The sequence below is a fragment of the Larsenimonas rhizosphaerae genome (assembly GCF_023700005.1).
GTDB classification, from domain to species: Bacteria; Pseudomonadota; Gammaproteobacteria; order Pseudomonadales; family Halomonadaceae; genus Larsenimonas; species Larsenimonas rhizosphaerae.
Window position 1 is genome coordinate 159,106 of sequence record NZ_JAMLJK010000001.1, and the last position, 24,189, is coordinate 183,294.

Consider the following 24,189-nt stretch of genomic DNA (forward strand, 5'->3'; position numbering starts at 1 on the left):
AGGGTCGTTACTGTTCAAGACGGCTCTTGAGCAGGACGAGCACCGCCTGTTCGTCCGGGCCGATCAGGGTATTGGTCTTGAGCTCCTGCGTGACCAGTGCGCGGAAGTGGCTGAGCGTTCGGCCGTCCAGGTAGCTCTCTACCACACGCGGGTCAATATAGCTGGCCCTTGCAATGCTCGGTGTATTGCCCAGGCGCTGCGCAACGCGTTTGACGACCTCGACAACATTTTTCTGACTGGCCCTTTCATTCTCCCCGGGACCAAGCTCATCCAGAGCCAGCGCCGCCAGAGAGGTACCGGCCCAGGTTCGAAAGTCCTTGGCACTGAAGTCTTCACCCATGATGTCATGGATGTAGTCGTTGAGGTCCTGGCTATCGACACGTACCTTGCGGCCGTCATCATCGTAATACTTGAAGATTTCATAGCCTGGAATTTCGTCAAGCTGAGCCACCACTTCTGCCAGGCGCTCATCCTCCACCACCCGATGCTGTTGCTGACCACTTTTGCCCTGATAGTCAAAGATCAGTTCGTCACCTTCGATGGTCAGGTGTCTTGAGCGCATCGTGGTTAATCCATAGCTGTCATTTTCCTGGCTGTATCGCTCACTTCCGGGGCGGAAGTAGGCGGCATCGATCAGGCGCACCATGCAGGCCATTACCTTGTCCCTCGGCATTCCCTCCAGAATCAGGTGCTGGCCGGTGACGCGACGCATGGTCTCGAGTGTCTCGGCGAAGCGGGTGATGCGATCGAACTTGCGCCGGTCCTGTGCCTCTCGCCAGCTGTCGCTGTAGATGTACTGCTTTCGCCCTGCATCGTCCCGGCCGCTGGCCAGAACGCGGGCATCCTCGTCCAGGGTGATTTCCACTTCCGTCCAGGCCGGAGGGATGGCCAGGTCCTTGATCCACTGACGCCACTTCCTGTGGCTGAAGGTACGGCCCTGCGCCGTCCTGTAGGTAAATCCGCGTCCATGCGGGTGCCGGTAGACCGTTTCTGGGGCCACTGTCTGCTCCTTGTGTATCGAGTTCATTGATCATAGACGATCTTCCAGTGACGGCTTCAGGGCGGCATGGTCCCGGGCATCCCCTGGCCCCGACAGCTTCATCCTTGGTTGTATTGTGGTGGGGGGTGACACTGCGGGATAGTCGAAAGCGCTCATATGCCATGGGCTGCCAACAATAATGTCGTTCATGCAGGACGATGACACAGGGATTGATACCATGATCACCACTCGGCTGGCCGTACCACTGCTTGCATCACTGTTACCCCTTACACTGGGTTTGCCCGTCCAGGCGGCAGAGACACCGGACAAGGGGGAAGTGGAGGTGCTCAACTGGTGGACATCGGGCGGTGAGGCTCGTGCTCTGGGGGTACTCAAGAGTGATCTTGCCGATCAGGGCATCGGCTGGAAGAACATGCCGGTCGCGGGCGGCGCAGGTACCAATGCCATGGCAGTGCTTCGCTCGCGTGTCACGTCCGGCAACCCGCCAACGGCGGCTCAGGTGCTCGGATTTGATGCCCGTGACTGGGCAGAGCGTGGCGGATTAAGCTACCTGGACAAGGTGGCCCAGGACATGAAATGGGGCGACATATTTCCCCAGCCGCTGCAGGATTTTGCGAAATACAAGGGCCACTGGATCGGAGCCCCCTTCGAGATTCACTCTACCAACTGGGTGTGGGCCAACAAGGCACTGATGGACAAGCTGGGTATCGAGCAACCCACTACCTGGACGGACTTTCTGGCGTCGATGAAAAAGGCCAGGGATGCGGGCTATACGGGGCTTGCCTATGGTGGGCAGCCCTGGCAGGACGCCACGGTATTTGAAAATGTCATGCTGGCGACCGGCGGCCCTGATTTCTATCGCAAGGCCTTCATCGACCTTGACGATGCTACCCTGCGTTCCGACACCATGATCAAGGCCTTCAACAACTTCCGCGAGCTGCTGGCCTATCGTGATCCCAACTCCTCCGGGCGTGACTGGAATCTGGCCACCGCCATGGTCATCAATGACAAGGCGCTCTACCAGATCATGGGGGACTGGGCAAAAGGGGAGTTCATCAACGCAAACCTCGCGCCGGACAAGGATTATCTGTGCTTCCGCACGCCAGGCACCCAGCAGGCAGTGACGTTCAACAGTGACCTGATGATCATGTTCAAAACCGATGACACGCAGCAGCAGGCGCTTCAGGACACCATGGCGCGTGCCATTGCCTCACCTGGCTTCCAGATAGCGTTCAGCAATAATAAGGGATCCGTACCCGCGCGCATGGACCTGCCTGCCGATGAGCTGGATGCATGTGCACAGAAGGGATATGAGCAGGTACAGGCCGCCGCGAAGAACAATACGTTGATGGGCAGCATGGCGCATGGATATGCGGCTCAGGCGGCGGTGAAAAATGCCGTATTCGACATCGTGTCTGCCTTCGTCAACAGCAGTATGCCAGGCGATGTGGCTGCCGAGCAGATGGCCATGGCCATTCAGGACGCTAAATAAGTCTTTCCTTCCCGTCTCGGAGCATGACTCATGCCTTCTTCCCCCCCTCGTCATGGCGAGGGGCGGGGCCGGCTGCAGCAATGGCTTCCCAAGCTGGTGCTCGCCCCGTCCTTCGCCCTGCTGCTGTTCTTCGTCTACGGCTTTATTGTCTGGACAAGTTATATCTCGTTTACCGACTCCGGCATGCTGCCGGATTATACCTGGGTCGGGCTGGAGCAGTGGTCAAAGCTGTGGCGCTCATGGACCTGGGGGATCGCGCTTCACAATATCTGGGTGTTCGGCCTGCTTTATATCGTGAGTTGCACGGTGCTGGGGCTGCTGCTGGCCATTTTGCTTGATCAGCGCATTCGCGCCGAAGGGGTTCTGCGTACCATTTACCTCTACCCGATGGCGCTGTCGTTCATCGTGACCGGGACCGCCTGGCAATGGTTTCTCAATCCGGGGCTTGGACTTGAAAAAACCATGCGCGAACTGGGATGGGAAAGCTTCACCTTCAATTGGCTCATCAATGCGGACATGGCGATTTATACCATTGTCATTGCGGCGGTCTGGCAGGCCACCGGATTCATCATGGCCATGTTCCTGGCCGGGCTGCGGGGCATTGATGGTGAAATGATCAAGGCTGCCCAGATCGATGGCGCGCCGACCTGGAAGATTTATGCGCGAATAATCATTCCTCAACTGCGCCCGGTCTTTTTAAGCGCGATTGTGGTGCTGGCGCATCTGGCCATCAAGAGCTTCGATCTGGTTGTTGCGATGACCGGAGGCGGACCCGGCAACTCGACGGCGGTACCGGCAACCTTCATGTATTCCTATGCCTTCTCCCGCAATGAAATGGGGATCGCGGCAGCCAGTGCGGTGTTCATGCTGGCAGTGATTGCAGCATTGATCGTGCCGTATCTGTACTCCGAACTGAGGGGGGGCCGCTCATGAGTTCTGCCATGCCGGGGCGGCGTTCGCTCAGTGGCGCGCGAGTGATGCTGTATGCCGTATTGTGTGTATTTGCCGTCATTTATCTGACGCCCCTTTATGTGATGCTGACCACCTCGTTCAAGTCGCTGGAAGAAATTCACCAGGGCAACATGCTGGCGCTGCCGGAGCAATGGACGGTCACGCCCTGGCTGGACGCCTGGAGTGGTGCCTGTATCGGGCTTGAATGCAATGGGGTGCACGGCTACTTCTTCAACAGCATCAGTATTGTGGTGCCTGCTGTTCTGATTTCAGGACTGCTGGGGGCCTTTAATGGCTATGTGCTGACAAAATGGCGCTTTCGCGGCCACAAGATTGTCTTTGGCCTGATTCTGTTCAGCTGCTTTATTCCCTTTCAGATTGTCCTGCTGCCCATGGCACGTGTACTGGGTATTCTGCAGGTAGCCAACAGCACCACGGGGCTGGTGCTGGTACATGTGGTCTATGGCATCGGCTTTACGACCCTTTTCTTCCGCAACTTCTACGAAAGCTTTCCCAATGAGCTGGTGCGGGCCGCGCAGCTCGATGGTGCCGGATTCTTTACCCTCTTTTTCCGCATTCTGCTGCCGTCGTCCATTCCCATCATTGTCGTGACCGTAATCTGGCAGTTCACCAATGTCTGGAATGACTTTCTGTTTGGTGTGTCGTTCTCCTCGGGAGACAGTGCACCAATCACGGTGGCGCTCAATAACCTGGTCAACAGCTCGACCGGGGTAAAGGCCTATAACGTCAATATGGCCGCCGCGATGATTGCGGCAGTGCCCACGTTGATTGTTTATGTCCTCGCAGGGAAATATTTCCTGCGCGGTCTCATGTCCGGTTCGGTGAAGGGTTGAGCAATGAGTTTTCTACACATCAACAATATTAAAAAACGCTTTGGCGACACCACCGTGCTCAAGGGCATCGATATCGCGATCGAAAAGGGCGACTTTCTGGTGCTGGTCGGACCTTCCGGCTGTGGCAAGTCAACGCTGTTGAACATGATTGCCGGACTGGATTCCATTTCGGAAGGGGAGCTTCTGCTCAACGGCGAACGCATCAACGAGCTGCATCCGGCCCGACGAGATATTGCCATGGTGTTTCAAAGTTACGCGCTGTACCCCAGCATGACGGTGGCCGGCAACATCGGCTTCGGGCTCGAAATGCGCAAGGTACCAAAGGCGCAGCGCCGGGAGGCCATCCAGAAGGTCGCCCGCATGCTTCAGATCGAATCGCTGCTTGATCGAAAGCCGGGGCAGCTTTCCGGCGGGCAGCGCCAGCGTGTGGCCATGGGGCGAGCGCTGGTACGTGATCCACAGCTGTTTCTTTTCGATGAGCCCCTGTCCAACCTGGATGCCAAGTTACGGGTCGACATGCGTACCGAGATCAAGCAGCTGCACCAGCGGTTGAATACGACCATCGTGTATGTGACCCATGACCAGATCGAGGCCATGACACTGGCCACTCGTATCGCGGTGATGCGGGCAGGAGAGCTTCAGCAGCTGGGAACACCGCAGGAAGTCTACGATGACCCCAGTAATCTGTTCGTGGCCGGCTTCATGGGATCGCCTTCGATGAACCTGCTTCGGGCTGATATCGTCCGGCACGAGGGTGTCCTGCATGCCCGGGTCAGGAAACGTAATGAAGACGTTCTGATGCTGCCCATCGAACGGGATGCCGAGGCTCTGGCCGGCTGGGAGGGCCGTGAGGTGATTCTTGGTATCCGGCCGGAGGCGATTACCGACCCGGCCAGCGCCCATCATGACGGCCGCATCTTTGAAGCCGAGCTGGAGGTAGAACTTGTCGAGCCCACCGGGGCCGACATGTACGTGGTGACGCACCTGGGCGGGCGGGAGATTAATGCACGCATGCGGCCAGGTACCGATATTTCGGCCGGAACGCCGACCCGCTTTGCGTTTGATGTCTCTCGTATGGTGGCGTTTGATCCTGATAGCGAGGCGCGAATTCGTCATACCTGATTTGCGACGCGTCGACGGTGCCTTCCCAGAGTCGCGGCGTGGGTACCGGGCTTTCGTCAGCCAGGCCCTGAATGCCCGTCGGCCGTTCTACCTGAACGATGCCTGATACACTGATCAGGCCGTGCCTGCCTTTAAATGCATGTCAACAAAGGGTTTTTCTATCAGGTGGTGGTGCCTGGAGACATGCTCGACAAGGGGTGGGGGCAGGATCCTGTTCGGTGGATCCTGCCGTAATAAGGAAGTGTCAAAACAGCGCGGCGGCCTTGGCAAGGGCAATGTAGAGGCCGATCAAAAAAGGCACGCCGACCGCGAGCCAGGCAATTACGCCGCGAATGCCGAACCGGCCACGCGCGGCCAGCTGGGCGTCGCTTGAGACACTGGCTTCGTTTTGCAGAGCGCGCTCATGAGCGAGCTCCTCTTCTGACATGTGCAATGAGTGATCGACCGGTCGGATAAGGCTATTGCAGATAAAGCCTATCGCCAGCAGGCCCGCCATGAGATAGAGCGTGCGGTCGTATACCAGCGCCGGTGCTACGCCGGCATCCAGCTGGGCTTCTCTGATGAGGGTAATCACGACAGGGCCGATCAGGCCCGCAGCGGTCCAGGCGGTCAGCAGGCGGCCATGAATGGCACCAACCATTTGTGTGCCGAATATATCGGCCAGATAAGCAGGAACGGTGGCAAAACCACCGCCGTACATACTCAGAATTACGCAAATGGAAATGACGAACAGCCCGGCCATGCCCAGGTGACCCCAGGTGGGCAGCGAGCAATAGGCGATGATGCCAAGTACAAAGAACACGTAGTAGGTGTTCTTGCGCCCCAGCTTGTCTGAAAGGGAAGCCCAGAACAGCCGTCCTACACTGTTGAATAGACTGATCAGGCCAACCAGACCCGCTGCGGCTGCGGCAATTGCCGTGGCTTGCGCGCTGGTCAGTGCCTCACCGGTCTTCTCCACGCCCAGCAAGGCAGAGCCGAATACATCCTGCAGCATGGGGCTTGCCATCGAAATCACTGCAATGCCCGCGGTGACGTTCAGGAACAGCACCGCCCAGATCAGCCAGAACTGCCGGGTTTTCCAGGATGTTTTGAGATGAACATGGCCCTGAGTGATCATGGTATTGGTGTGCTGCTTGTCCGACGGCTGCCATCCCTGAGGCTTCCAGCCATTGGGCGGGACGCGAAAGCTCAGGGCGCCAATGCTCATGACGATGAAGTAAATGATGCCCATGGTAATCAAGGTGAGGGCGACGCCATTGCCGCCGTTATCTGAGTACATCCCCATGAGCCAGACGGCCAGAGGAGCGCCTACCATCGCACCACCGCCATAGCCCATGATGGCAAAGCCGGTTGCCATGCCGCGTCGGTCAGGGAACCACTTGATCAGCGTCGAGACGGGCGTGATGTAGCCAAGCCCCTGGCCAATGCCGCCCAGAACACCGCACCCCAGGTAGAGTAGCCAAAGCTGGTGCGTCATCACCCCCACGCCTCCAAGAATCAGGCCGCCACCCCAGCAAAGCGCCGCGATGGCGCCGGCCTTGCGTGGCCCGGCATGCTCGAGCCAGGCTCCCCAGAGCGCAGCGGAGATGCCCAGCATGGCGATAAAGATACCGAAGGTGTACGTCACATGACCTACCGCCCAGTTGCAGGAGGTGGTCGTAAGCGCTTGTAAAAGTCCTGTGTTGCTACAGCTGGCCGCAGTGTTCGAGGAAGGCAGCAGGGTGGTCATGGGAATCCAGAAGACCGAAAACCCGTACGCCATGCCGATGCAAAGGTGTATCGCAAGTGCCGAGGTAGGCGTCAACCAGCGATTGAACCCCGCCTGGGCGATGGTTGTCTCGCGGTCGAAAAAGCCGGCAGGGCGCCGAGAGGCGGTAGTGTTATTCATTGATTCTCTTTTATCTTTATTTGTGAGCGTCGCGAACGACGTACAAGCATCATGAAAAAGTGCCTGTTCAGGGCGCCTCTGCCTGTGCCGATATTGATTGCGTCTTCAGGTAAATCCGGACTCGACAGTTAAAGTCATCGAATAGGGCGCAACAACTAGCCAATAGTTATATGAACGATTTTCATGGTCAAAGGAGGTCATCAGGCCATTGCTTCATGACCCGGACGTGAGACGTGAGTAAGGCGCGCGATGACATGACCAGCGGTTGCCGGTTGCCTGCTTCGAATGCACGAATTCCCCTTCAGCAACCGGCCTTTTCAAGGCCTGTGGTCAGTCAAGTAACACTGTCTGTGACCGATAAGGTTCTGACCATGGTGTAAGTATGTGCTTGCACCTGAACTGCGATCAGAGCCCTATGTCATGGCAAAATATCTTTGCGTTCTGCTGGGTCTGCTGGTGCCGTTGCTGTCAGCGGCGGACGATCAACCGCTTGATCACCTGAGCATCAATGGGTTCGGTACGCTGGGCATGGTGTACAACCCCCAGGACAAGGCTGCTCCCGTGCGTAAGCTGGACCAGCCCGACGGTGCCGGCAAGGGCATCGGGTTTCGCCAGAACAGTCTGCTCGGACTTCAGCTTCGCTACGATGTTGATCGCGAGTGGGGCGCCGTGGTTCAGGGGCTCAGCCGCTATGACGATACGGGCAGCTTCGAGCCGGTACTGTCGCTGGCCTTCCTGCGGTATTCCCCGTCCTCTCATGTTCATATGCGCCTGGGCCGTATCGGCTGGGACGTCTATATGCTCTCGGAATCCCGGTATGTCGGTTATGCCTACCCCTGGCTCAGACCCCCGGTGGAGCTTTTCGGACTCATGCAGCTCAATGCCATCGACGGAGGCGACGTGACGCTGACTCAAGGAGTCGGCTCCGGTGTCATCAGTGCCACCTTCTTTGGTGGTAATGGAAATCGCAAGCGGCTGTACCTGACGGATAATGTCTCGGCCAACCTGAAGGACCCGCATGTCTGGGGCGGTCACCTTGATTACAGGCAGGGAAGCTGGTTTGTCCGTGCCGGGTATACCTCGCTGAAAACCAGCCCCGACTACGACTATGGCGCTATCGATGCCGGGGTGGTAGCCGCCCTGGTGGCGCAGAATGCCGACCTCAACGACCTGTACGGCTTTGCCGACATGAATTTCACGTCGCTGTCGGTGAGTTGGGAGCCTGGCCCCTTTCAGCTGCTGGCCATGGCCAACGAGATCTCGCTGTCCGGCAAGGGCGGTCATGTTCACAGTGCGCTACTGTCGGCCGGATATGTACACGGCAAGTACACCCCTTATCTGTCGGCCGCGTGGATGGCCTCCCATCCGAATCAGGATCTCAATGGGGGCCATTTCAGGCAGCGAACGCTGAGTGCCGGGCTTCGGTATGACGTAACCCCCAGGGTGGCGATCAAGGGGCAGATTGATCATGTAAGTGCCTATGGGGCGTCTCCCCTGCTGCGTCAGCACGATGATTATGGGCACCTTGAGATGGTGACATTCGGTCTTGGGCTGGATTTCATCTTCTAGGAGGAGAACATGCGTCATGCCTGCTGTGCGTTATTGGTGTCCCTGTTTCTGCTCTGCTCACATGCCCGGGCGGATATTGCCGTGATCGCCAATCCCGATAGCGACATCCTGACGCTTGAACGCGATGACATCGTCAATATTTACATGGGGCGCTATAACCGGCTTCCACGTGGCGAGCTGGCCCTGCCGATCGATCTCGCTCCGCTGCGCGCCCGATTTTACCGGGCGCTTGTTCAGCGTGAGCTGGCGGAAATCAACGGCTGGTGGGCTCGGCTGGTATTTTCCGGCCGCGGCTCGCCGCCACATCAGGTCAGCGAGGAAGCTACCGTCTTCGAACTGGTGGATCACAACTCCAATGCGCTGGGGTATATCGATGCCGCCGATCTGAGGCCTGCCATGCGGGTGGTCTTTCTACTCAGAGAGGCGCCTGAATGATCAAGCGATTGAAAGTGCTGTTTCAAACCCGGCTGGCGCTGCGTACGACAGCAATGGTCATGGGCGTCGTGGGGTTGCTTGGTGTCATATTTGTCTCTGTCGCGGTCGAGGTGCACGCCAGTGATGAGCGCCGTAACCAGTACTCCAGGATTGAAGAGCTGCTTTCAACGGTCGAGCGTACGGCACAGGCGGCCTGCTTTCTGGGGGACACGCAGCTGGCCCATGAGCTTTCCGAAGGCTTGATCGGCAATTCCATCATCAGTGATGTTTACATCGTTCAGGCCGATGGCACCGCGTTGACCCCTGCCGGGTATCACGTACCTGACCAGGCGGAAGGTGGCATTGAACGCGTGATTCATTCTCCGTTTGATGCCCGAAAGCAGGTATGCCGGATTTTCGTGATGCCGGACGAAGCCGGTATCGACCGGCAGGTGGTGGAGGCCTCCCGATTTTTGACAATAGCGCTGATGATTCAGCTGCTGGGAGTGGGGCTGTGTGTCGTATTCATTGTGCTGCGCCATGTTACGCGGCCCATTGCCGGTATTTCGCATCGTCTGAGCGAGCTTGAAGCCGAGACCGGTCAAAAGCTCGAAATTCCCTGGAATAATCATCACGATGAAATTGGCAAGCTGGTCGGTAGTGTCAACGCGATGATTGATCGCCTGATGAAAAGCCTTGGCGAGGAACGGCGGCTTCGCCAGATCCAGACGGTGGAAGAACGTCGGTACCGAACGCTTTTCGATAATGTCGATGCCGGTATTTTCGAGCTCGATCATGAAGGCCGGGTGTTGTCTGCCAACATGGCCTTCCGGTACTTTTTCGGCCTGGCGCCGGCACTTGAGCTTGAGCGCGTTCCGCTGTTTCTTCACGAGTTACCGGGGGTTGATATGCCGTCCACCGAGGCATTCCTCAGGTGCGGCGCCGGCCGGAACGAAGCCTGCCAATGGGAAGTTCGCATTGATACGCTGGAACAGCCCCAGTGGCTCAGCCTGCAGATTACCCCCCTGTCACCCGGACGCTCGCAGGGAGTGGCGCACAACATCACGGAGCAAAAGGTGGCTGCACACCAGGCCACCCTGCTGGCCATGACGGACCCCCTGACCGGGCTGGGCAACCGGCTGGGGTTCGAGCGCAGGCTTGATCAGTACCAGTTCCTGTCGGCCAGCGATGTACAGCCACCGGTCACGCTGTTGCTGGTGGATTTTGACCACTTCAAGCAGATCAATGATACCTACGGGCATCATGCCGGTGACCAGGCCCTGATCAGCGTGGGCCGGCTTTTGAATGCCGCCATGATCGAGGATGACTATCTGGCCCGGCTGGGAGGCGACGAGTTCGTGATGCTGGTAAGCAGCCGCTCGGGCCGCCCCGCCATCAACGAGTTACTGGCCGGGCTGTCAGCGCAACTGGCAGAGCCGGTGCTGGTTATCGACGGTCATGATGTTCACATGGGCGTCAGTATCGGTATTGCCGTGATCGGGCATGATACCGGTGACGGCCGCGAAGCACTGCGGCTGGCGGATGCGGCCATGTACTCGGCCAAGCGGGCCGGCCGCAATACCTGGCGATATCACGAGCGTCAGTGAAGCTCGGCCAGCCATGTGATCACCCCGAACAGCGCCACACCAACCAGAATCGGCAGGCCGGTACGATGAGTCAGGCGCCAGCAAAGGATCGTGGCCAGGGCTCCCGCCAGGGTCGCCAGCCAGGTGATGGGCTCTGGCTCCGAAGGCACCAGTGAGACCCCCAGCAGCCCGGCAATCAGCAGCGGCCCTGCGACGATCAATCCATAAGGCGTGGTCGCCATTGACGTATCAGGCCGCGCGCGTCGTCGCTGTACCCACCAAAGTGGCAGGGCCCGCATCAGCCAGGTGCCCAGGGCCATCATGATCAGCGCCGCCCAGAATGCGATGGTCATCGTGACATGCTCCGGTGGTGGTTCAGCCAGAAGTAAAGCGCGCCACACCCCGCCGCCAGCAGGATGCCCACATTGGGCCAGCCTGCCATGGCCATGATGACACCACTGAACACACTGATACTGATGGCCAGCGCCCAGTGGCGTGTATTCATGCGGGGCAACAGCAGTGTGATGAACAATGCAGGCAGTGCAAAGGGCAGTACCCTGTCCAGCAGGGGCCACTGCATCATCAGCCAGTGGCCGGCGAGCACTCCTGTCAGTGTTCCCCCTACCCAGCTGGCCCATGCTGCGAGGGCTACGCCACTGAACCAGCGCAAGCGCTCACCTTCATGGTGCTGTTCAAGTCGGCTGCTGGCCAGGGCAAAGGACTCATCAGTCAGCAAATGGCTCAGAAACGGCAGGACCGGATGGCGTGGCAGCGAGGCGGCAATGGCCGGCCCATAGGCTACATGCCTCAGATTGATGCCCAGGGCGATGCCGGCGGCCAGCAGTGGCGATGCACCACCGGCGACCAGCCCTACAAACAGGAACTGAGCGGCGCCGGAATAGACCAGCAGCGAAAGTGCCAGAATGCCGATCGGTGTGATACCGGCCTGCAGGCCGATCACGCCAAATGCCACGGCAACCGGCACATAGCCACTCACGATCGGCAGGGCCTGGATCATGCCCGAGTAAAGCGGCCGGTGACTCTTCATGGTGTACAGGCCTGCCGGTAGTGGACTTCCACCAGAGCTTCGCAGCCCTGATCATGGGTCAGGTAGTGGTGATCGACATCTGCATCAAAGGTCAGACGCTCGCCGGCGACAAGCCGCCTGCCGTGCTGATCATTCCCGGCGGTCAGGACACCATTGATCACCGTAACATGCTCCCGGGTACCCGCTGGATGGGCCCTGGCGTACCGCTGCTGGTGAGCGGCCATCTGCATCAGGTACATGTCCATCGGGGCAGTGGTCGTGTTCTGTGCCACAAGCTGAACCGACACGTCTTCATTGCCTGCGTGACCGTTTACCGGAGCGATCAGGCTGCCGAAGGGCAACTGAAGTGCTTCTGCCAGCCGCCACAGGGTATCCAGGGTGGGATTGGCCTGACCCCGCTCCAGGCGGGAGAGACTGGATTTGGCCAGCCCGGCGGTTTCTGCAAGGCCTGACAGTGACAGTGCTCTGGCATCGCGCAGCGTCGTAATGCGCTGGCCAAGACGTATTAGTTCGTCGGTAGTCATACGAGGTGTTCCATATAAAGAACGTTTGTCTGAAGTGTTCTTTATATGGAACGTCAGGTCAAGCAGGCGCCATGAAAAAACGCGCCCGAAAGCGCGTTTTTTCATCGACAGGTCACATGGTCATGCGGTGGCTGCCTCCCGTGACGCGGCATGCTTGCGCCGGCGCCGGTTCTGCAGGGCAATAATCAGCCCCAGCACGCCCAGCGCAGGAAGCCATAACCACTCCTTGGCGAAGCGGTCAGCGGGCAGGCGGACTGCGGTGATGGTCTGATCAAGGTCGAACCCGAGCTCCTTGGCTTCACTGCCCCAGGTCACCATGTCCACCAGCGTCTTGTTGCCGTCCTCTCGCAGCATCAGGCCCAGGTTATCCAGCTTCTCCTGGCCGTTGGCACCTTCTACCGGCGGGATTTCCACCACAAAGTGGGTGGGCTGGCCGTAGTCATCGATGCCATCTATGGCCACTCGCACATTGTCACCCGGCCCGGCCTGTTCCAGCGCCTGCGCCATCTGTGCAGGAGGCAGGTCCTGCCAGGGGGGAACAATCTTGTCCTGCCAGTAGCCCGGACGGAACAGGGTAAAGGCAATTACCAGCAGCAGTACTGTCTCGTACCAGCGGCTTCGGGTAATAAACCAGCCCTGAGTGGCAGCAGCAAAGATCAGCATGGCCAGGGTGGCCACGATAAAGATCAATATGCCGTGCCATAGATCCACGTTGATCAGCAGCAGATCCGTATTGAAGATGAACAGAAAGGGCAGGGCGGCTGTGCGCAGGCTGTACCAGAAGGCCTGAAAGCCGGTTCTGATGGGATCTGCCCCCGAGATGGCCGCGGCTGCAAAGGATGCCAGCCCGACCGGCGGTGTGACATCCGCCATGATGCCGAAGTAGAAGACAAACAGATGTACGGCGATCAACGGTACCAGCAGGCCCTGTTGCTGACCCAATTGTACGATGACGGGAGCCAGCAGGGCCGAAACCACAATATAGTTGGCCGTCGTTGGCAGCCCCATGCCCAGAATCAGGCTCAGTACCGCCGTCAACAGCAGCATCAGCATCAGGCTTCCCATCGACAGCTGCTCGACCAGATCGGCCAGCACCAGCCCGACGCCGGTCTGGGATACGGCCCCTACGATAATACCGGCGGTCGCGGTGGCAATCCCGATGCCAACCATGTTGCGCGCCCCGTCTACCATCCCCATCCATACATCGTGAACACCGGCCCTGGCGGCCTGGCCGAACTGGCCTTCCTGACGGAAAAAGGCATCGATCGGGCGCTGGGTAAGCATGATGATGACCATCATGACCGTGGCCCAGAAGGCGGATAATCCTGGAGAAAGCCGCTCGACCATCAGACACCACACCAGCACGATGACCGGCAGCAGGAAGTGCAGACCGACCATCACGGTAGGACGGGTCTGAGGCAATTCGGTAATGTCGCTATCCGGGTGATCATGCTCCAGCGGAGGGTAGTTGGACCCCAGTTTGAGCAATAGGATATACACCACGGCCAGCAGCAGACCCACGCCCCAGGGGGTGGCATCACCCAGCAGCGGTTTCAGCCAGCCGAGTCCGTAATACACCCCGATCGCCAGCGCCATGATGCCGATCAGCCCGGTCAGGAAACCAAGCACCTTCTGTAGCCAGGGTTTGGGCGGATTGGTGCTTTTCAGCCCGCTCATGCCGGACTTCATGGCTTCAAGGTGAACAATATAGAGCAGTGCGATGTAGGAAATGACGGCGGGCAGGAAGGCATGCTTGATGACGTCCACATAGGGAATGCCAACATATTCGACCATCAGAAAGGCCGCAGCCCCCATGACCGGTGGCATGATCTGGCCATTGACGGATGCGCCGACTTCGATGGCTCCGGCCTTGGTGCTGCTGAAGCCGACCTTTTTCATCATCGGGATCGTGAACGTGCCCGTGGTGACGGTATTGGCAATGGATGACCCGGAGATCAGCCCGGTCAGTCCGGAAGCGACCACCGCTGCCTTGGCCGGCCCACCGCGATAGTGGCCCAGCATCGAGAAGGCCACCTTGATGAAATAATTGCCGGCACCGGCCTTCTCAAGCAGGGCACCGAACAGGACAAACAGAAAGACAAAGCTGGTGGATACACCCAGCGCAATCCCGAAGACACCCTGGCTGGTCAGCCACTGATGGTTGATCAGGGCTTCGAAACTGACGCCCCGGTGAGCCAGCATGCCCGGCATGTAAGGCCCCGCCAGGGAATAGCCCAGAAAGACCATGGCCACGATCATCAACGGTGGCCCAAGCGCGCGGCGCGTGCCTTCCAGCAACAAAACCAGCCCTAGAATACCGACCACCACGTCCTGAGTGATCGGGTTGCCCGGTCGGTTTGCGAGCTGATCATAGAACATATACAAATACATGGCCGCAAAGGCAGCGACCAGGGCCATGGCCCAGTCCGGTAGTGGAACGCGCTCCTTTGGCGACCGCTTGAAGGCCGGATAGGATAAAAACGCCAGTACCAGTGCAAAGGCAAGGTGAATCGAGCGTGCTTCCGTGGCGCCGAAGACGCCAACCCCCAGCATGTAGGGCAGGGGAGAGGCAATCCAGAGCTGAAAGGCTGACCAGGCAAAGGCCAGCAGCAGAATCAGCCGCTTCGGATAGCCCGTAAGCTGGCGGCCGCCGGTGTCGGCGCTGGCGGCCATTTCCCGCGCGCGTTCGGCGGCATCATGGGATGATGAAGCAGGAGAGTCTGTCATGAGGTGTTCCTTCGATGACCAGGGACGTTGTTATTTAATCAGTCCAGTAACGCAATACCCCCGGCGGACCGGGGGCATGGTGGTCGGAAAGCATCTGCTTTCAATGTATCACCGTATTACTTGTCGGTGAGCCAGCCTTTTTCCTGATAATAACGCTTGGCACCGTCATGCAGCGGGGCAGACAGACCATCGCTGATCATGGTTTTCGGGTCGAGCTTGGCAAAGGCCGGGTGCAGCTTCTTGAAACGATCGAAATTGTCGAATACAGCCTTGGTGGCTGCGTAGACCGTATCGTCGTCGACCTTGGTGGAGCTGACCAGCGTGGCACCGACACCGAAGACGGTTACGTCCTTGTCATTGCCCTTATACATGCCACCGGGGATGGTGTAGAAGCTGTAATAGGGTTTTTCATCAACCAGCTCCTTGATCGCCGGATCATCCAGCGGGATCAGGGTGACGTCCGTGGTGGTCGCGGCTTCCTGGATGGAGCCATTGGGGTGGCCGGCAACAAAGATGAAGGCATCGATGTTGTTGTCGGCCAGGGCAGAAGCCTGCTCGGCGCTATCCAGCTCGGAGGCGAGGGCAAAGTCGTCCCTGGTCCAGCCCTTGGCTTCCATGATCATTTCCATGGTCGCGCGGTTACCGGAGCCCGGGTTACCGATATTGACACGCTTGCCCTTCAAATCATCCAGGGACGTGATGCCGCTGCCGCTGCGCGCGACAATAGTGGCCGGTTCACCGTGCAGGGCGAACACGCTACGCAGATCCTCATGTGGTTCACCCTTGAACTGGGCCTCGCCATGATAGGCGTTGTACTGCACGTCCGACTGGGCAACGCCCATGTCCAGATCGCCATTTTCAATGCCGTTGACGTTGGCTACCGAGGCACCGGTCGACGGCGCATTACATTTGTAGCCACTGTCGCCCTGGTTCACGAAACGGCAGATTGACTGGCCTACCACGTAATACACGCCGGTTTGTCCACCGGTGCCGATGGTCATGAACTTGTCGGCTGCCTGAGCCGGTGCAGTTGTCAGTGCCACCGTGCTCAGCGCCAGTGCAGCGGCCGAGAACAGCGTCTTGAAGGCATGATGTTTTGCAAACATGAGGATCCCTCGATCATTGCCCTTGCTTGTTGTAGTGCGTGTCGGAAGGTGCATGATCACGGCGTTCAAGGGCAGGTTGGTATTGTAGTGTCCTGTTCACGGTAATCCCCGGAACGGGTACTGCCAAACGTGGCTTGATCAGGATTAAGTTTCAAAAAAGTAATTTGATGTGAAACGAGAAGGTAGAACTGAAAAAAAGGTAAGCAGGCCTCAATCAAAAACACCTGCAGAAGCAGGTGTATATTGATTCGCCACTCAGCACATGTTGTGACGCTTGTCGCTGGGCTGGTGGTCGAACGGATGAGCAAACCCGCCCTGACCCTTCTGATCCGTGCTGCCCGCATAGGCATATGCGGCGGCGCTGGCGGTCAGAAGAATCACGGTAGTCACTGCCATAATACGTCGCATGATGATCTATCCTTGGACTTGAATAATAGTTATAGGGTCGCCAAAGCGAACTTTGACGATTAAATCATGCGCGAACTGGTCAGGGATAGTCTGTGCCAATAAGTGCACAGGCCGTGAGACGGGACCAATAGCCAGGAACACGTAGCCCGGCTACAGGGGATACATAAAAAAACGCCTGCATGGCGCAGGCGTAACAGCGTTTGGGCGGCTGTCGGTTGAACCGATCAGCACATGTCCGAACCACCGGACGAATGACTTTGGTGATGACCACCAAACAACCAGCCCCAGAATCCACCTTCATCACTGGTCCTGTCGCCCTGACCGGCATAAGCGGCGCTACTGGCGGACATGACAAGTGTCATTACAACTGCTGCGGTAATTTTCATTGCTTCCCCAACCTCATCAAGCTTTATAGTTTTGGCCGACATCACTCAGCACGCGAATGATGCGCCTGGCCCAGGCCGCGTTCTGTGCCGGAGTTGCCATTGTGAAATTTCCGGTCACGGCATGTTTTTCACGTAGTTTATAAGTAAGTCTTTGTTTTGATGGGGAAGGGGTCATTGCACGCAAGAATATAGCGTCAAGGACATGGCGTGGATGCACACTTCGGCACACTGCTAGAGGAGAAAACCATGGAAGGCAGCTGCGTTCGATGCAACTGGCCCGGCAATGATCCACAGATGATTGCCTATCACGACACCGAGTGGGGGGTGCCGGAATACGACAGCCGCGCCCTGTGGGAAAAACTGATGCTCGATGGCTTTCAGGCGGGGCTGTCCTGGCGAACCATCCTGCACAAGCGGGAGGCGTTCAGGGAAGCCTTCGCGGGCTTCGAGCCCGCGCGGGTTGCGGACTTTACCGAGGCCGATGTGGAACGGCTGATGGGCAATGCAGGCATTGTACGCTCACGCAGGAAGATTGAAGGCGTGATAAGAAATGCGCGCGCCTGGCTGGCCATGCATCAGGCCGGTGAACCCTTTGACGAGTTTGTCTGGGCGAGTGTGAAGCATACCCCGGTGCAGGCAGGTGAGGTGCCGATCCCCACACAGACCGAGACCTCAGTGGCGCTTTCGAAAGCGCTCAGGAAAAGAGGCTTCACCTTTGCAGGCCCGGTGATTGTGTATGCCTGGATGCAGGCCACGGGCATGATCAATGATCACACCCATGCCTGTTTTCGCCACGCCGAGGTCGCGGCGCTTTCCTGAGTCAGGCCGTCAGCTTTACACGACTGCCGATCAGGGCCAGCGCAATCAGCAGAACAATGCCACTGGTCAGCATCATGCCCGGTGCGCCGGTGGCGTCCACCAGTACGCCACCGGCGGCAGCCCCAAGTGCAATGGCCGTCTGAATGGCGGCCCCGAACAGTGCCCCGGCACTTTCGGCCTCATCCGGCACGATGCGGGTAATCCAGGTAGACCAGCTGACAGGCGTGGCCCCGAACCCCAGGCCCCAGACAATGACCATGGCCGAGGCCATCCAGCTGCTTTGGGTGCCCAGCAGGGCCAGGCAGGCAAGGGCAAGCCCCATGAACAGCGCCGTGCCGCACAGCATGCGGGGCATGTGATGTTCCAGCAGACGACCGCCCACGAGTGTGGCGATCAGGTTTGCGACGCCGAAGGCCAGCAGCAGGGTGGAAATTCCCGTGATATGAAATCCGGCATTGTTTTCCAGAAAGGCCCGCAAATAGGTAAATCCTGCAAAATGGGCTGTAAACACCATGGCCACGGCCAGCATGCCAATACCCACCCCAGGCCGCTTGAGCACCTTCAGCATGGTACCCGCGCCCGCGGCGTGGTTCGGTTCCATGCGGGGTAGTGTGATCAGCTGGGCGATCAGCGTCAGACCGCCGAGCCCTGCCGCCATGAAAAAGACCATCCGCCAGCCGAACAGGTCACCCAGATAACTGCCCAGCGCCGCGGCGGTAATGGTCGCCAGGGGCACGCCACTGAAAATGATCGACAGGGCCTTTGGTATCTCGGCCGTTGGCACCAGTCGCATCGTGGTGGCGGCTGCAATCGCCCAGAAGCCGCCCAGGGCCAGCCCGAGAAAAATGCGCGCCAGCAGCATGAGCGGCAATGACGGAGCAACTGCTACCAGCAGGTTGGAAGCGATCAGCAGGCAACAAAGACCCAGCAGTACATGACGGCGATCAAGCGTGCGGGCCAGCGGGACAATCGTCAGGCCGCCGACCAGCGCCATCAGCGCGGTCACTGTCACGGCCTGCCCGGCCTGCCCTTCGGATACTCCCAGACCTTGCCCCATCGGGGTCAACAGACTGGCAGGTAGAAATTCGGCGGTGACCAGTGAGAAAACACCGAGTGCCATGGCCCATACAGCCCCCCAGGCCGCAGAGGCCGAGTCAGGCGAAGCCGTACAGTCGGCGGTAGTAGATGTCATGAAATGCTCCCGAGTGAAACAGTGCTGCAGAAAGACTGGGCGCAGACTACGGGAAGTCGGCCGGACGATCTATCGTCAAGTATCTGTCATGCGTAACTTTTTCGGCTGAAAACGGCTCGGTTCCTTTCCGGGCAGCACCGCCTGCCCGGACTCTTGCGCATGGCTTCAACGATAAGGGGGATCCGTGCCAGGCGCTGCCACTGCCGGGACATATCGGAAGGTATGGGTTGTGTAAACACTCACTTTCTTGAACAGTGTTGCTTGCAGCCGAGCAGTAGCGCCGTGATCGATCATGATGGGTCGCTGGTCTGGCGCTTTCCTCGGCTATCCTGACTTCTGACGCGGCTCGCTCTTTCAAGCTGCGAAATCGCAGGCCGACTGGATGCGTCCATTGGTTGTGTTTTTCCTGATCAGCGTAATGGCTGTTCGAGTGCCTTGGCCCATGAATCTGATGGCAGATGAAACCGGTTTGAACTTCGAGGCGCTTTCGCTCGATGATGCCAGGGCAGTCGAGCTGCCTGCCCTCGAGCGTTATACCGCGCGTGACGGTCGTGCGCTGGGGTATCGGCACTATCCGAGTAATTCGTGTATTGCGCTCGTTCTGGTGCATGGCTCAGGTACCGAAAGCCGGTATCTGGCCCCGCTTGCGCGGTCTATCGCCTCCGCCGATGCGGCAACCGTTTATACGCCGGACCTTCGAGGGCATGGCCCGGCGCCTCATCGTCGCGGTGATGTCGATTACATCGAACAGCCCGGCGATGATCTTGTGGATCTTGTGGCCCATATTCGAGCACGCAGGGACAGTATCGAGCGTGTGGTACTGGGCGGCCATTCATCCGGGGCCGGGCTGGTGGTGCGCCTTGCTGAGAGGCAGGACATGCCCCCGGTGGACGGGGTTCTATTGCTTGCGCCCTATCTTGGCCACGATGCGCCGACCACGCGCAGGAACTCGGGAGGCTGGGCCAGTCCGAACCTCTTTAAAATCCTGCCATTGGCATTGATCAATCGACTCGGGGTCACGGCCTTTAACGGCGCTCGGGTGCTCGATTTCGCCATGCCGGCGACACACCGTGACGGCTCGGAGACGCTTTCTTATTCCTTCCGCATGATGGCCGGACTCAGCCCTACCGATTTCAAGGCGGGCCTCAAGGCGATGAAGGCGCCTCTGTTGCTTCTCGCAGGGTCGGACGATGAAGCCCTCTTTGCCGACCGGTTCGAGGCCGTTGTCAGGCCGCTGTCGCCACACATGACGTTACGTATCGTTGAGGGCGTATCTCATCTGGGCATCGTAAGGGACGAGGAGGCAGCGCGTGCAGTCCGCCAATGGCTCACGTCGCTCGCGCCATGACAGCGTTGCTCTGGCTCTGGCTCTGGCTCTGGCTCTGGCTCTGGCTCTGGCTCTCGCTCTCGGCGCTATACTCAGGCCCATCTACCGCGCAGATGGACCGCACTGGCCGATGGTGGATCTGGTCATGACCTGTCCTGCCCCGCCGTATTGGGAAGAAGGGCGGTAGAAACGCTCTGGTAACCGCGGGTGCGCTGGCTTTCATGCACCGCTTGTGTTGCCTGGATAACCCTGCCACTACTTCGTTAGTGCGAGATTCTGGATGACAACGCCATGATTATTTCCGCTTCGACCGACTACCGCCGTGCCGCCAGACGTCGTTTGCCCCCCTTTCTGTTTCACTACGCAGACGGCGGCTCCTACGCCGAGCATACGCTTGAGCGTAACGTCAGCGACCTGGCTGACATTGCCCTGCGCCAGCGGGTGCTCACTGACATGTCCGAGCTTTCGCTTTCCACCGAACTCTTCGGCCGGCAGCTTTCCATGCCGGTGGCACTGGGGCCGGTGGGCCTTGCAGGGATGTATGCCCGACGCGGAGAAGTGCAGGCGGCGCGGGCGGCGGCGTCAAAGGGGATTCCCTTCACGCTTTCCACCGTGTCGGTCTGCCCGGTCGATGAGGTGGCCGCAGCGTCTGCTCAGCCCATCTGGTTTCAGCTCTATGTGCTGAAGGATCGGGGGTTCATGCAGCATGTGCTGGAAAAGGCGTGGGCGGCCGGGGTGCGTACACTCATCTTTACGGTGGATATGCCTACCCCCGGTGCCCGCTATCGTGACGCCCACTCCGGCATGAGCGGACCGTTTGCCGCACAGCGGCGCATGCTTCAGGCGGCAATGCATCCGCAGTGGAGCTGGGATGTCGGTATCCATGGCAGACCGCACGATCTGGGCAACATCTCTGAATATCGCGGGCAGGTGACCGGGCTTGAAGACTACATTGGCTGGCTGGGCAACAATTTCGACCCGGCGATCTCATGGAAGGATCTGGAATGGATTCGTGAGTTCTGGAAGGGCAGCATGGTGATCAAGGGCATTCTTGATCCTGAGGATGCCCGCGACGCGGTGCGCTTTGGTGCCGATGGGATCGTGGTGTCGAACCATGGCGGGCGTCAGCTTGACGGCGTGCTCTCGAGTGCTCGGGCCCTGCCGCCAATTGCCGAGGCGGTCAGCGGGGAACTCAGGATTCTGGCCGACTCCGGCGTGCGTAACGGGCTGGACGTGGTGCGCATGATCGCCCTTGGCGCCGATGCCGTGATGCTGGGACGGGCATGGGTCTTCGCGCTGGCCGCGGCGGGCGAGGCAGGGGTGGCCAACCTGCTGGACCTGTTTGAAAAGGAGATGCGGGTGGCGATGACGCTGACCAGCAAGCGTTCGATTGCCGAGATCGATCAGGCGGCGCTGGTCAGTGCCTTGAAGGAGCGGGAAGACAGCCTGCGCTGATATCTTCCTCGGCCCGCTGCGACCGGCTGGCCGGACGGACTGTGTCTCGTTCCTTCTGCACGGCGAGGGCAGCTATCGTTCGACATCATTACGGAACGTGACCCGGGCCAGGGTACCGCCGCCGGGGGCAGGGTGCAGTGAGATCGTGGCGTCCAGGGCGATGCAGATCTGGCGGGCGATCGCGAGCCCCAGCCCGGTGCCGCTGATGGCGCGGGCATCATCGCGCTGGTCACTGGTATGGCGCCCGCGATAGAACCGTTCGAACACCTTCTCGCGCTCATCCTCCTGAATGCCCGGCCCATCGTCCTCGACCTCGATCACGGCGCCGGGCAGGACCCGCACGACAATATTGCCGCCCGCCGGCGTATAGGCCTGGGCATTGCCGATCAGGATGGCCAGCAGCTCGTTGATCAGTGACATATCCCCCCGCACCTGAACCGTTTCCGGTGCCTCGAAGGCCAGGGTCAGCTCGCGCTGCCAGGCCAGCGATACCATGCTCATGCAGAACTCGCGGGTGGCTTCGGTCAGATCCAGCGTGGTGTCGGTACATCGCTGAATATCGTTCTCCACCCGCGCCAGTGACAGCAATCGATTGGCCAGCAGCGTCAGTCCTTCAAGGTCCTGATGAACATCGGTCAACGTGGCCTGAAGCCCGGCCTGCGAGGTATCCCGCATGCCCAGTTCCAGCCGGGCACGTAACGCAAACAGGGGCGTTCGAAGCTCGTGAGCGGCGTCGGCAATGAAGGCGCGCTGGGTCTTCAGGGTCTCGTCCAGTCGCTGATTGAGGTGATTGATCGCAACGATCAGGCCAAGCACTTCACGCTGCACGTTGTCGGTCGGGAGCGGTTCAAGGTGATGCGGCGAGCGGCTGGCGACCATGTCGGCAATGCGCTTGAGGGGTTTGAGGGCGGCGTCGATGGCGAACACGAACAGCCCGAAGGCCGCCACGGCGAACAGCAACAGGCGCAGCAGGGTATTGCCGAGCAGCTCGTGCAGCAGCTGAGCATGAATGTCGCGGTGTTCGGCGACCCGCACCTCGATCATGGCCTGGTAATCCGGCTGACTGACCGGCACCAGCAGTGACACGAGGCGCACCTCCCGATGGCCATAGGACCCATCGTAGAAGCGCGCCAGTGACGGGTAGCGTCGCGTCATTGGCATGCCGTCCGGTGGGGCGGGCAGGTCGTCAAACCCGGCGACGGTGCGGCCTTCGGCATCGATGACCTGATAAAAGGCGCTGCCGCCGCTGTCGAGCGAGAACGGGTCAAGGATGGCGCGTGAAATATGAACGCCTAGGCGGCCGTCCTCGACATGGACCGATTCCCCGAGCATTCGGGCGGCGATCAGAAGCGGCCTGTCATAGGCCTGGCTGGCGATGCGGGAGGCATCGTAGACCGCACCGGCCACGGCGATGCCGGTCAGCAGCAACAGCGCGGCGCCGATGCGTCGGGTCAGGCGGCCGCGAAGGCTGCCCTGTGACAGGCTTGCCTTCATGACGATGCAACAGGCGATGTGTCGGGTGCCCGCTCAAGCTGATAGCCCAGACCCCGGAAGGTCACGATGCGTACATCGCTGCCCTCGAGCTTGCGTCGCAGCCGATGCACGTAGACTTCAATGGCTTCGAAGGAGCCATCCTCGTCCATTGAAAACATCTGAGCGGCGAGCTGTTCCTTGCTGACCGTGCGTCCCAGCCGGGCCATCAGGGCCTCGAGCAGGGCGAGTTCGCGCGGTGGCAGGGTCAGAGGGCGGTCCCTGAGGGTAAAGCTTCGTGCGCCGACCTCGAAGGCGAGTGACCCCAGGCGATGAACTTCATGGCCATCGTGCCGGGTACGCCGGATCAGCGCATTGATGCGCGCCTCCATTTCCGACAGCGAAAACGGCTTGATCAGGTAATCATCTGCCCCGAGGTTCAGCCCGCGCACGCGTTCGGTGATGCTGCCACGGGCGGTAATGATCATCACCGGCAGGCGCGTATCGTGCTTTCTGAGCCAGCTCAACAGACTGAACCCATCCATTTCAGGCAGGCCGATGTCCAGCAGCAGCAGGGCATAGCTCTCCGTTTCAAGGGCCGTGCGCGCCGAAAGACCATCGTGCATCAGATCAACACTCCAGCCGGCGCTGACCAGCGCCTGTCTGATACTTTCGGCCAGAGACGGATGATCTTCGACTAATAGGGTACGCATGGCGCTGTCCGTGAAAGGTTGGTGAAAGTCTTCGTGGATACCGTGTCTGTCAGGCAGGGCCAGGGGCCGTTTGCGGGCGACAGTCTAACGATTTCCAGCAGGTTTGGGAGTGGCCTCTGAAGAGAGGGACTGATCATG

At 59.4% G+C, this 24,189-nt stretch carries 23 protein-coding genes; 11 read left to right on the plus strand and 12 right to left on the minus strand.

Annotation, left to right across the window (positions count from 1 at the left end; genetic code table 11):
• Nucleotides 1–7: 7 nt before the first annotated feature.
• Nucleotides 8–1,000: a DNA topoisomerase IB gene (locus NAT21_RS00735; RefSeq protein ID WP_250934887.1), complete on the minus strand. Its 993-nt coding sequence runs from the start codon at nucleotides 998–1,000 to the stop codon at nucleotides 8–10.
• 217 nt (nucleotides 1,001–1,217) lie between these two features.
• Between NAT21_RS00735 and NAT21_RS00740 the strand changes: the two genes are divergently transcribed.
• Genes NAT21_RS00740 through NAT21_RS00755 form a run of 4 tightly spaced genes read left to right on the plus strand, consistent with a single transcriptional unit; the run spans nucleotide 1,218 to nucleotide 5,419 of the window.
• The gene (locus NAT21_RS00740) at nucleotides 1,218–2,492 is read left to right on the plus strand and encodes an ABC transporter substrate-binding protein (protein WP_250934888.1); all 1,275 of its coding nucleotides are present in this window, start codon (nucleotides 1,218–1,220) and stop codon (nucleotides 2,490–2,492) included.
• A 30-nt stretch (nucleotides 2,493–2,522) separates the two neighbouring features.
• A complete protein-coding gene (locus NAT21_RS00745) occupies nucleotides 2,523–3,425 on the plus strand; it encodes a carbohydrate ABC transporter permease (RefSeq protein ID WP_250934889.1) in 903 nt (300 codons plus the stop codon).
• Complete coding sequence (locus tag NAT21_RS00750) at nucleotides 3,422–4,297, plus strand: carbohydrate ABC transporter permease (RefSeq protein ID WP_250934890.1); 876 nt, start codon at nucleotides 3,422–3,424, stop codon at nucleotides 4,295–4,297. The genes NAT21_RS00745 and NAT21_RS00750 overlap by 4 nt, the downstream gene beginning before the upstream one ends.
• Before the next feature lie 3 nt (nucleotides 4,298–4,300).
• On the plus strand, nucleotides 4,301–5,419 hold the full coding sequence (locus NAT21_RS00755; RefSeq protein WP_250934891.1) for an ABC transporter ATP-binding protein: 1,119 nt from the start codon (nucleotides 4,301–4,303) through the stop codon (nucleotides 5,417–5,419).
• Nucleotides 5,420–5,663: 244 nt separating this feature from the next.
• On the opposite strand, the gene NAT21_RS00760 is transcribed toward NAT21_RS00755, so the two are convergent.
• Nucleotides 5,664–7,307, minus strand: coding sequence for an OFA family MFS transporter (locus NAT21_RS00760; protein ID WP_250934892.1), 1,644 nt, complete (start codon nucleotides 7,305–7,307; stop codon nucleotides 5,664–5,666).
• A 420-nt stretch (nucleotides 7,308–7,727) separates the two neighbouring features.
• Here NAT21_RS00760 and NAT21_RS00765 point away from each other — a divergent pair, with 420 nt between their 5' ends.
• From NAT21_RS00765 to NAT21_RS00775, 3 genes are read left to right on the plus strand one after another with little or no spacing between them, the layout of a single operon-like run.
• Nucleotides 7,728–8,876, plus strand: coding sequence for a hypothetical protein (locus NAT21_RS00765; RefSeq protein ID WP_250934893.1), 1,149 nt, complete (start codon nucleotides 7,728–7,730; stop codon nucleotides 8,874–8,876).
• Nucleotides 8,877–8,885: 9 nt separating this feature from the next.
• Nucleotides 8,886–9,311, plus strand: a complete 426-nt coding sequence (locus tag NAT21_RS00770; RefSeq protein ID WP_250934894.1) for a hypothetical protein — start codon at nucleotides 8,886–8,888, stop codon at nucleotides 9,309–9,311.
• A complete protein-coding gene (locus NAT21_RS00775) occupies nucleotides 9,308–10,897 on the plus strand; it encodes a diguanylate cyclase domain-containing protein (RefSeq protein ID WP_250934896.1) in 1,590 nt (529 codons plus the stop codon). The genes NAT21_RS00770 and NAT21_RS00775 overlap by 4 nt, the downstream gene beginning before the upstream one ends.
• On the opposite strand, the gene NAT21_RS00780 is transcribed toward NAT21_RS00775, so the two are convergent.
• The 7 genes from NAT21_RS00780 to NAT21_RS15455 all read right to left on the minus strand — a co-directional run bounded on the left by NAT21_RS00780 (nucleotide 10,891) and on the right by NAT21_RS15455 (nucleotide 17,039).
• On the minus strand, nucleotides 10,891–11,229 hold the full coding sequence (locus NAT21_RS00780) for an AzlD domain-containing protein (RefSeq protein ID WP_250934899.1): 339 nt from the start codon (nucleotides 11,227–11,229) through the stop codon (nucleotides 10,891–10,893). The two genes, NAT21_RS00775 and NAT21_RS00780, sit on opposite strands and share 7 nt — an antisense overlap.
• On the minus strand, nucleotides 11,226–11,924 hold the full coding sequence (locus NAT21_RS00785) for an AzlC family ABC transporter permease (RefSeq protein ID WP_250934901.1): 699 nt from the start codon (nucleotides 11,922–11,924) through the stop codon (nucleotides 11,226–11,228). Before NAT21_RS00785 ends, NAT21_RS00780 begins: the two co-directional genes overlap by 4 nt.
• On the minus strand, nucleotides 11,921–12,448 hold the full coding sequence (locus NAT21_RS00790; protein WP_250934904.1) for a helix-turn-helix domain-containing protein: 528 nt from the start codon (nucleotides 12,446–12,448) through the stop codon (nucleotides 11,921–11,923). Before NAT21_RS00790 ends, NAT21_RS00785 begins: the two co-directional genes overlap by 4 nt.
• A 120-nt stretch (nucleotides 12,449–12,568) precedes the next feature.
• Nucleotides 12,569–15,175, minus strand: coding sequence for a TRAP transporter permease (locus NAT21_RS00795; protein WP_250934906.1), 2,607 nt, complete (start codon nucleotides 15,173–15,175; stop codon nucleotides 12,569–12,571).
• Between the two features lie 116 nt (nucleotides 15,176–15,291).
• Nucleotides 15,292–16,281 (minus strand): TAXI family TRAP transporter solute-binding subunit, encoded by a 990-nt coding sequence (locus tag NAT21_RS00800; RefSeq protein WP_250934908.1) that lies wholly within the window; start codon nucleotides 16,279–16,281, stop codon nucleotides 15,292–15,294.
• A gap of 255 nt (nucleotides 16,282–16,536) precedes the next feature.
• Nucleotides 16,537–16,689 carry a hypothetical protein gene (locus NAT21_RS00805; RefSeq protein WP_250934910.1) on the minus strand — a complete coding sequence of 51 codons (153 nt, stop codon included), beginning with the start codon at nucleotides 16,687–16,689 and terminating at the stop codon, nucleotides 16,537–16,539.
• A gap of 224 nt (nucleotides 16,690–16,913) precedes the next feature.
• Nucleotides 16,914–17,039, minus strand: coding sequence for a hypothetical protein (locus NAT21_RS15455; RefSeq protein WP_265896022.1), 126 nt, complete (start codon nucleotides 17,037–17,039; stop codon nucleotides 16,914–16,916).
• A 243-nt stretch (nucleotides 17,040–17,282) separates the two neighbouring features.
• Here NAT21_RS15455 and NAT21_RS00810 point away from each other — a divergent pair, with 243 nt between their 5' ends.
• Entirely contained in the window at nucleotides 17,283–17,894 is a 612-nt protein-coding gene (locus NAT21_RS00810) for a DNA-3-methyladenine glycosylase I (protein WP_322974106.1), read from the plus strand.
• Between the two features lies 1 nt (nucleotide 17,895).
• Here NAT21_RS00810 and NAT21_RS00815 read toward each other — a convergent pair whose 3' ends face one another.
• Nucleotides 17,896–19,086 carry an MFS transporter gene (locus NAT21_RS00815; RefSeq protein WP_250934912.1) on the minus strand — a complete coding sequence of 397 codons (1,191 nt, stop codon included), beginning with the start codon at nucleotides 19,084–19,086 and terminating at the stop codon, nucleotides 17,896–17,898.
• A gap of 382 nt (nucleotides 19,087–19,468) precedes the next feature.
• Between NAT21_RS00815 and NAT21_RS00820 the strand changes: the two genes are divergently transcribed.
• The 3 genes from NAT21_RS00820 to lldD all read left to right on the plus strand — a co-directional run bounded on the left by NAT21_RS00820 (nucleotide 19,469) and on the right by lldD (nucleotide 21,868).
• Nucleotides 19,469–20,434 carry an alpha/beta hydrolase gene (locus NAT21_RS00820; protein ID WP_250934914.1) on the plus strand — a complete coding sequence of 322 codons (966 nt, stop codon included), beginning with the start codon at nucleotides 19,469–19,471 and terminating at the stop codon, nucleotides 20,432–20,434.
• Nucleotides 20,397–20,600, plus strand: coding sequence for a hypothetical protein (locus tag NAT21_RS00825; RefSeq protein WP_250934916.1), 204 nt, complete (start codon nucleotides 20,397–20,399; stop codon nucleotides 20,598–20,600). The genes NAT21_RS00820 and NAT21_RS00825 overlap by 38 nt, the downstream gene beginning before the upstream one ends.
• A gap of 104 nt (nucleotides 20,601–20,704) precedes the next feature.
• Nucleotides 20,705–21,868, plus strand: a complete 1,164-nt coding sequence (lldD, locus tag NAT21_RS00830; protein ID WP_250934918.1) for an FMN-dependent L-lactate dehydrogenase LldD — start codon at nucleotides 20,705–20,707, stop codon at nucleotides 21,866–21,868.
• 72 nt (nucleotides 21,869–21,940) lie between these two features.
• Here lldD and NAT21_RS00835 read toward each other — a convergent pair whose 3' ends face one another.
• Both NAT21_RS00835 and NAT21_RS00840 read right to left on the minus strand, forming a co-directional pair.
• A complete protein-coding gene (locus NAT21_RS00835) occupies nucleotides 21,941–23,362 on the minus strand; it encodes a sensor histidine kinase (RefSeq protein WP_250934920.1) in 1,422 nt (473 codons plus the stop codon).
• Entirely contained in the window at nucleotides 23,359–24,051 is a 693-nt protein-coding gene (locus tag NAT21_RS00840; RefSeq protein WP_250934923.1) for a response regulator, read from the minus strand. Before NAT21_RS00840 ends, NAT21_RS00835 begins: the two co-directional genes overlap by 4 nt.
• Between the last annotated feature and the right edge of the window lie 138 nt (nucleotides 24,052–24,189).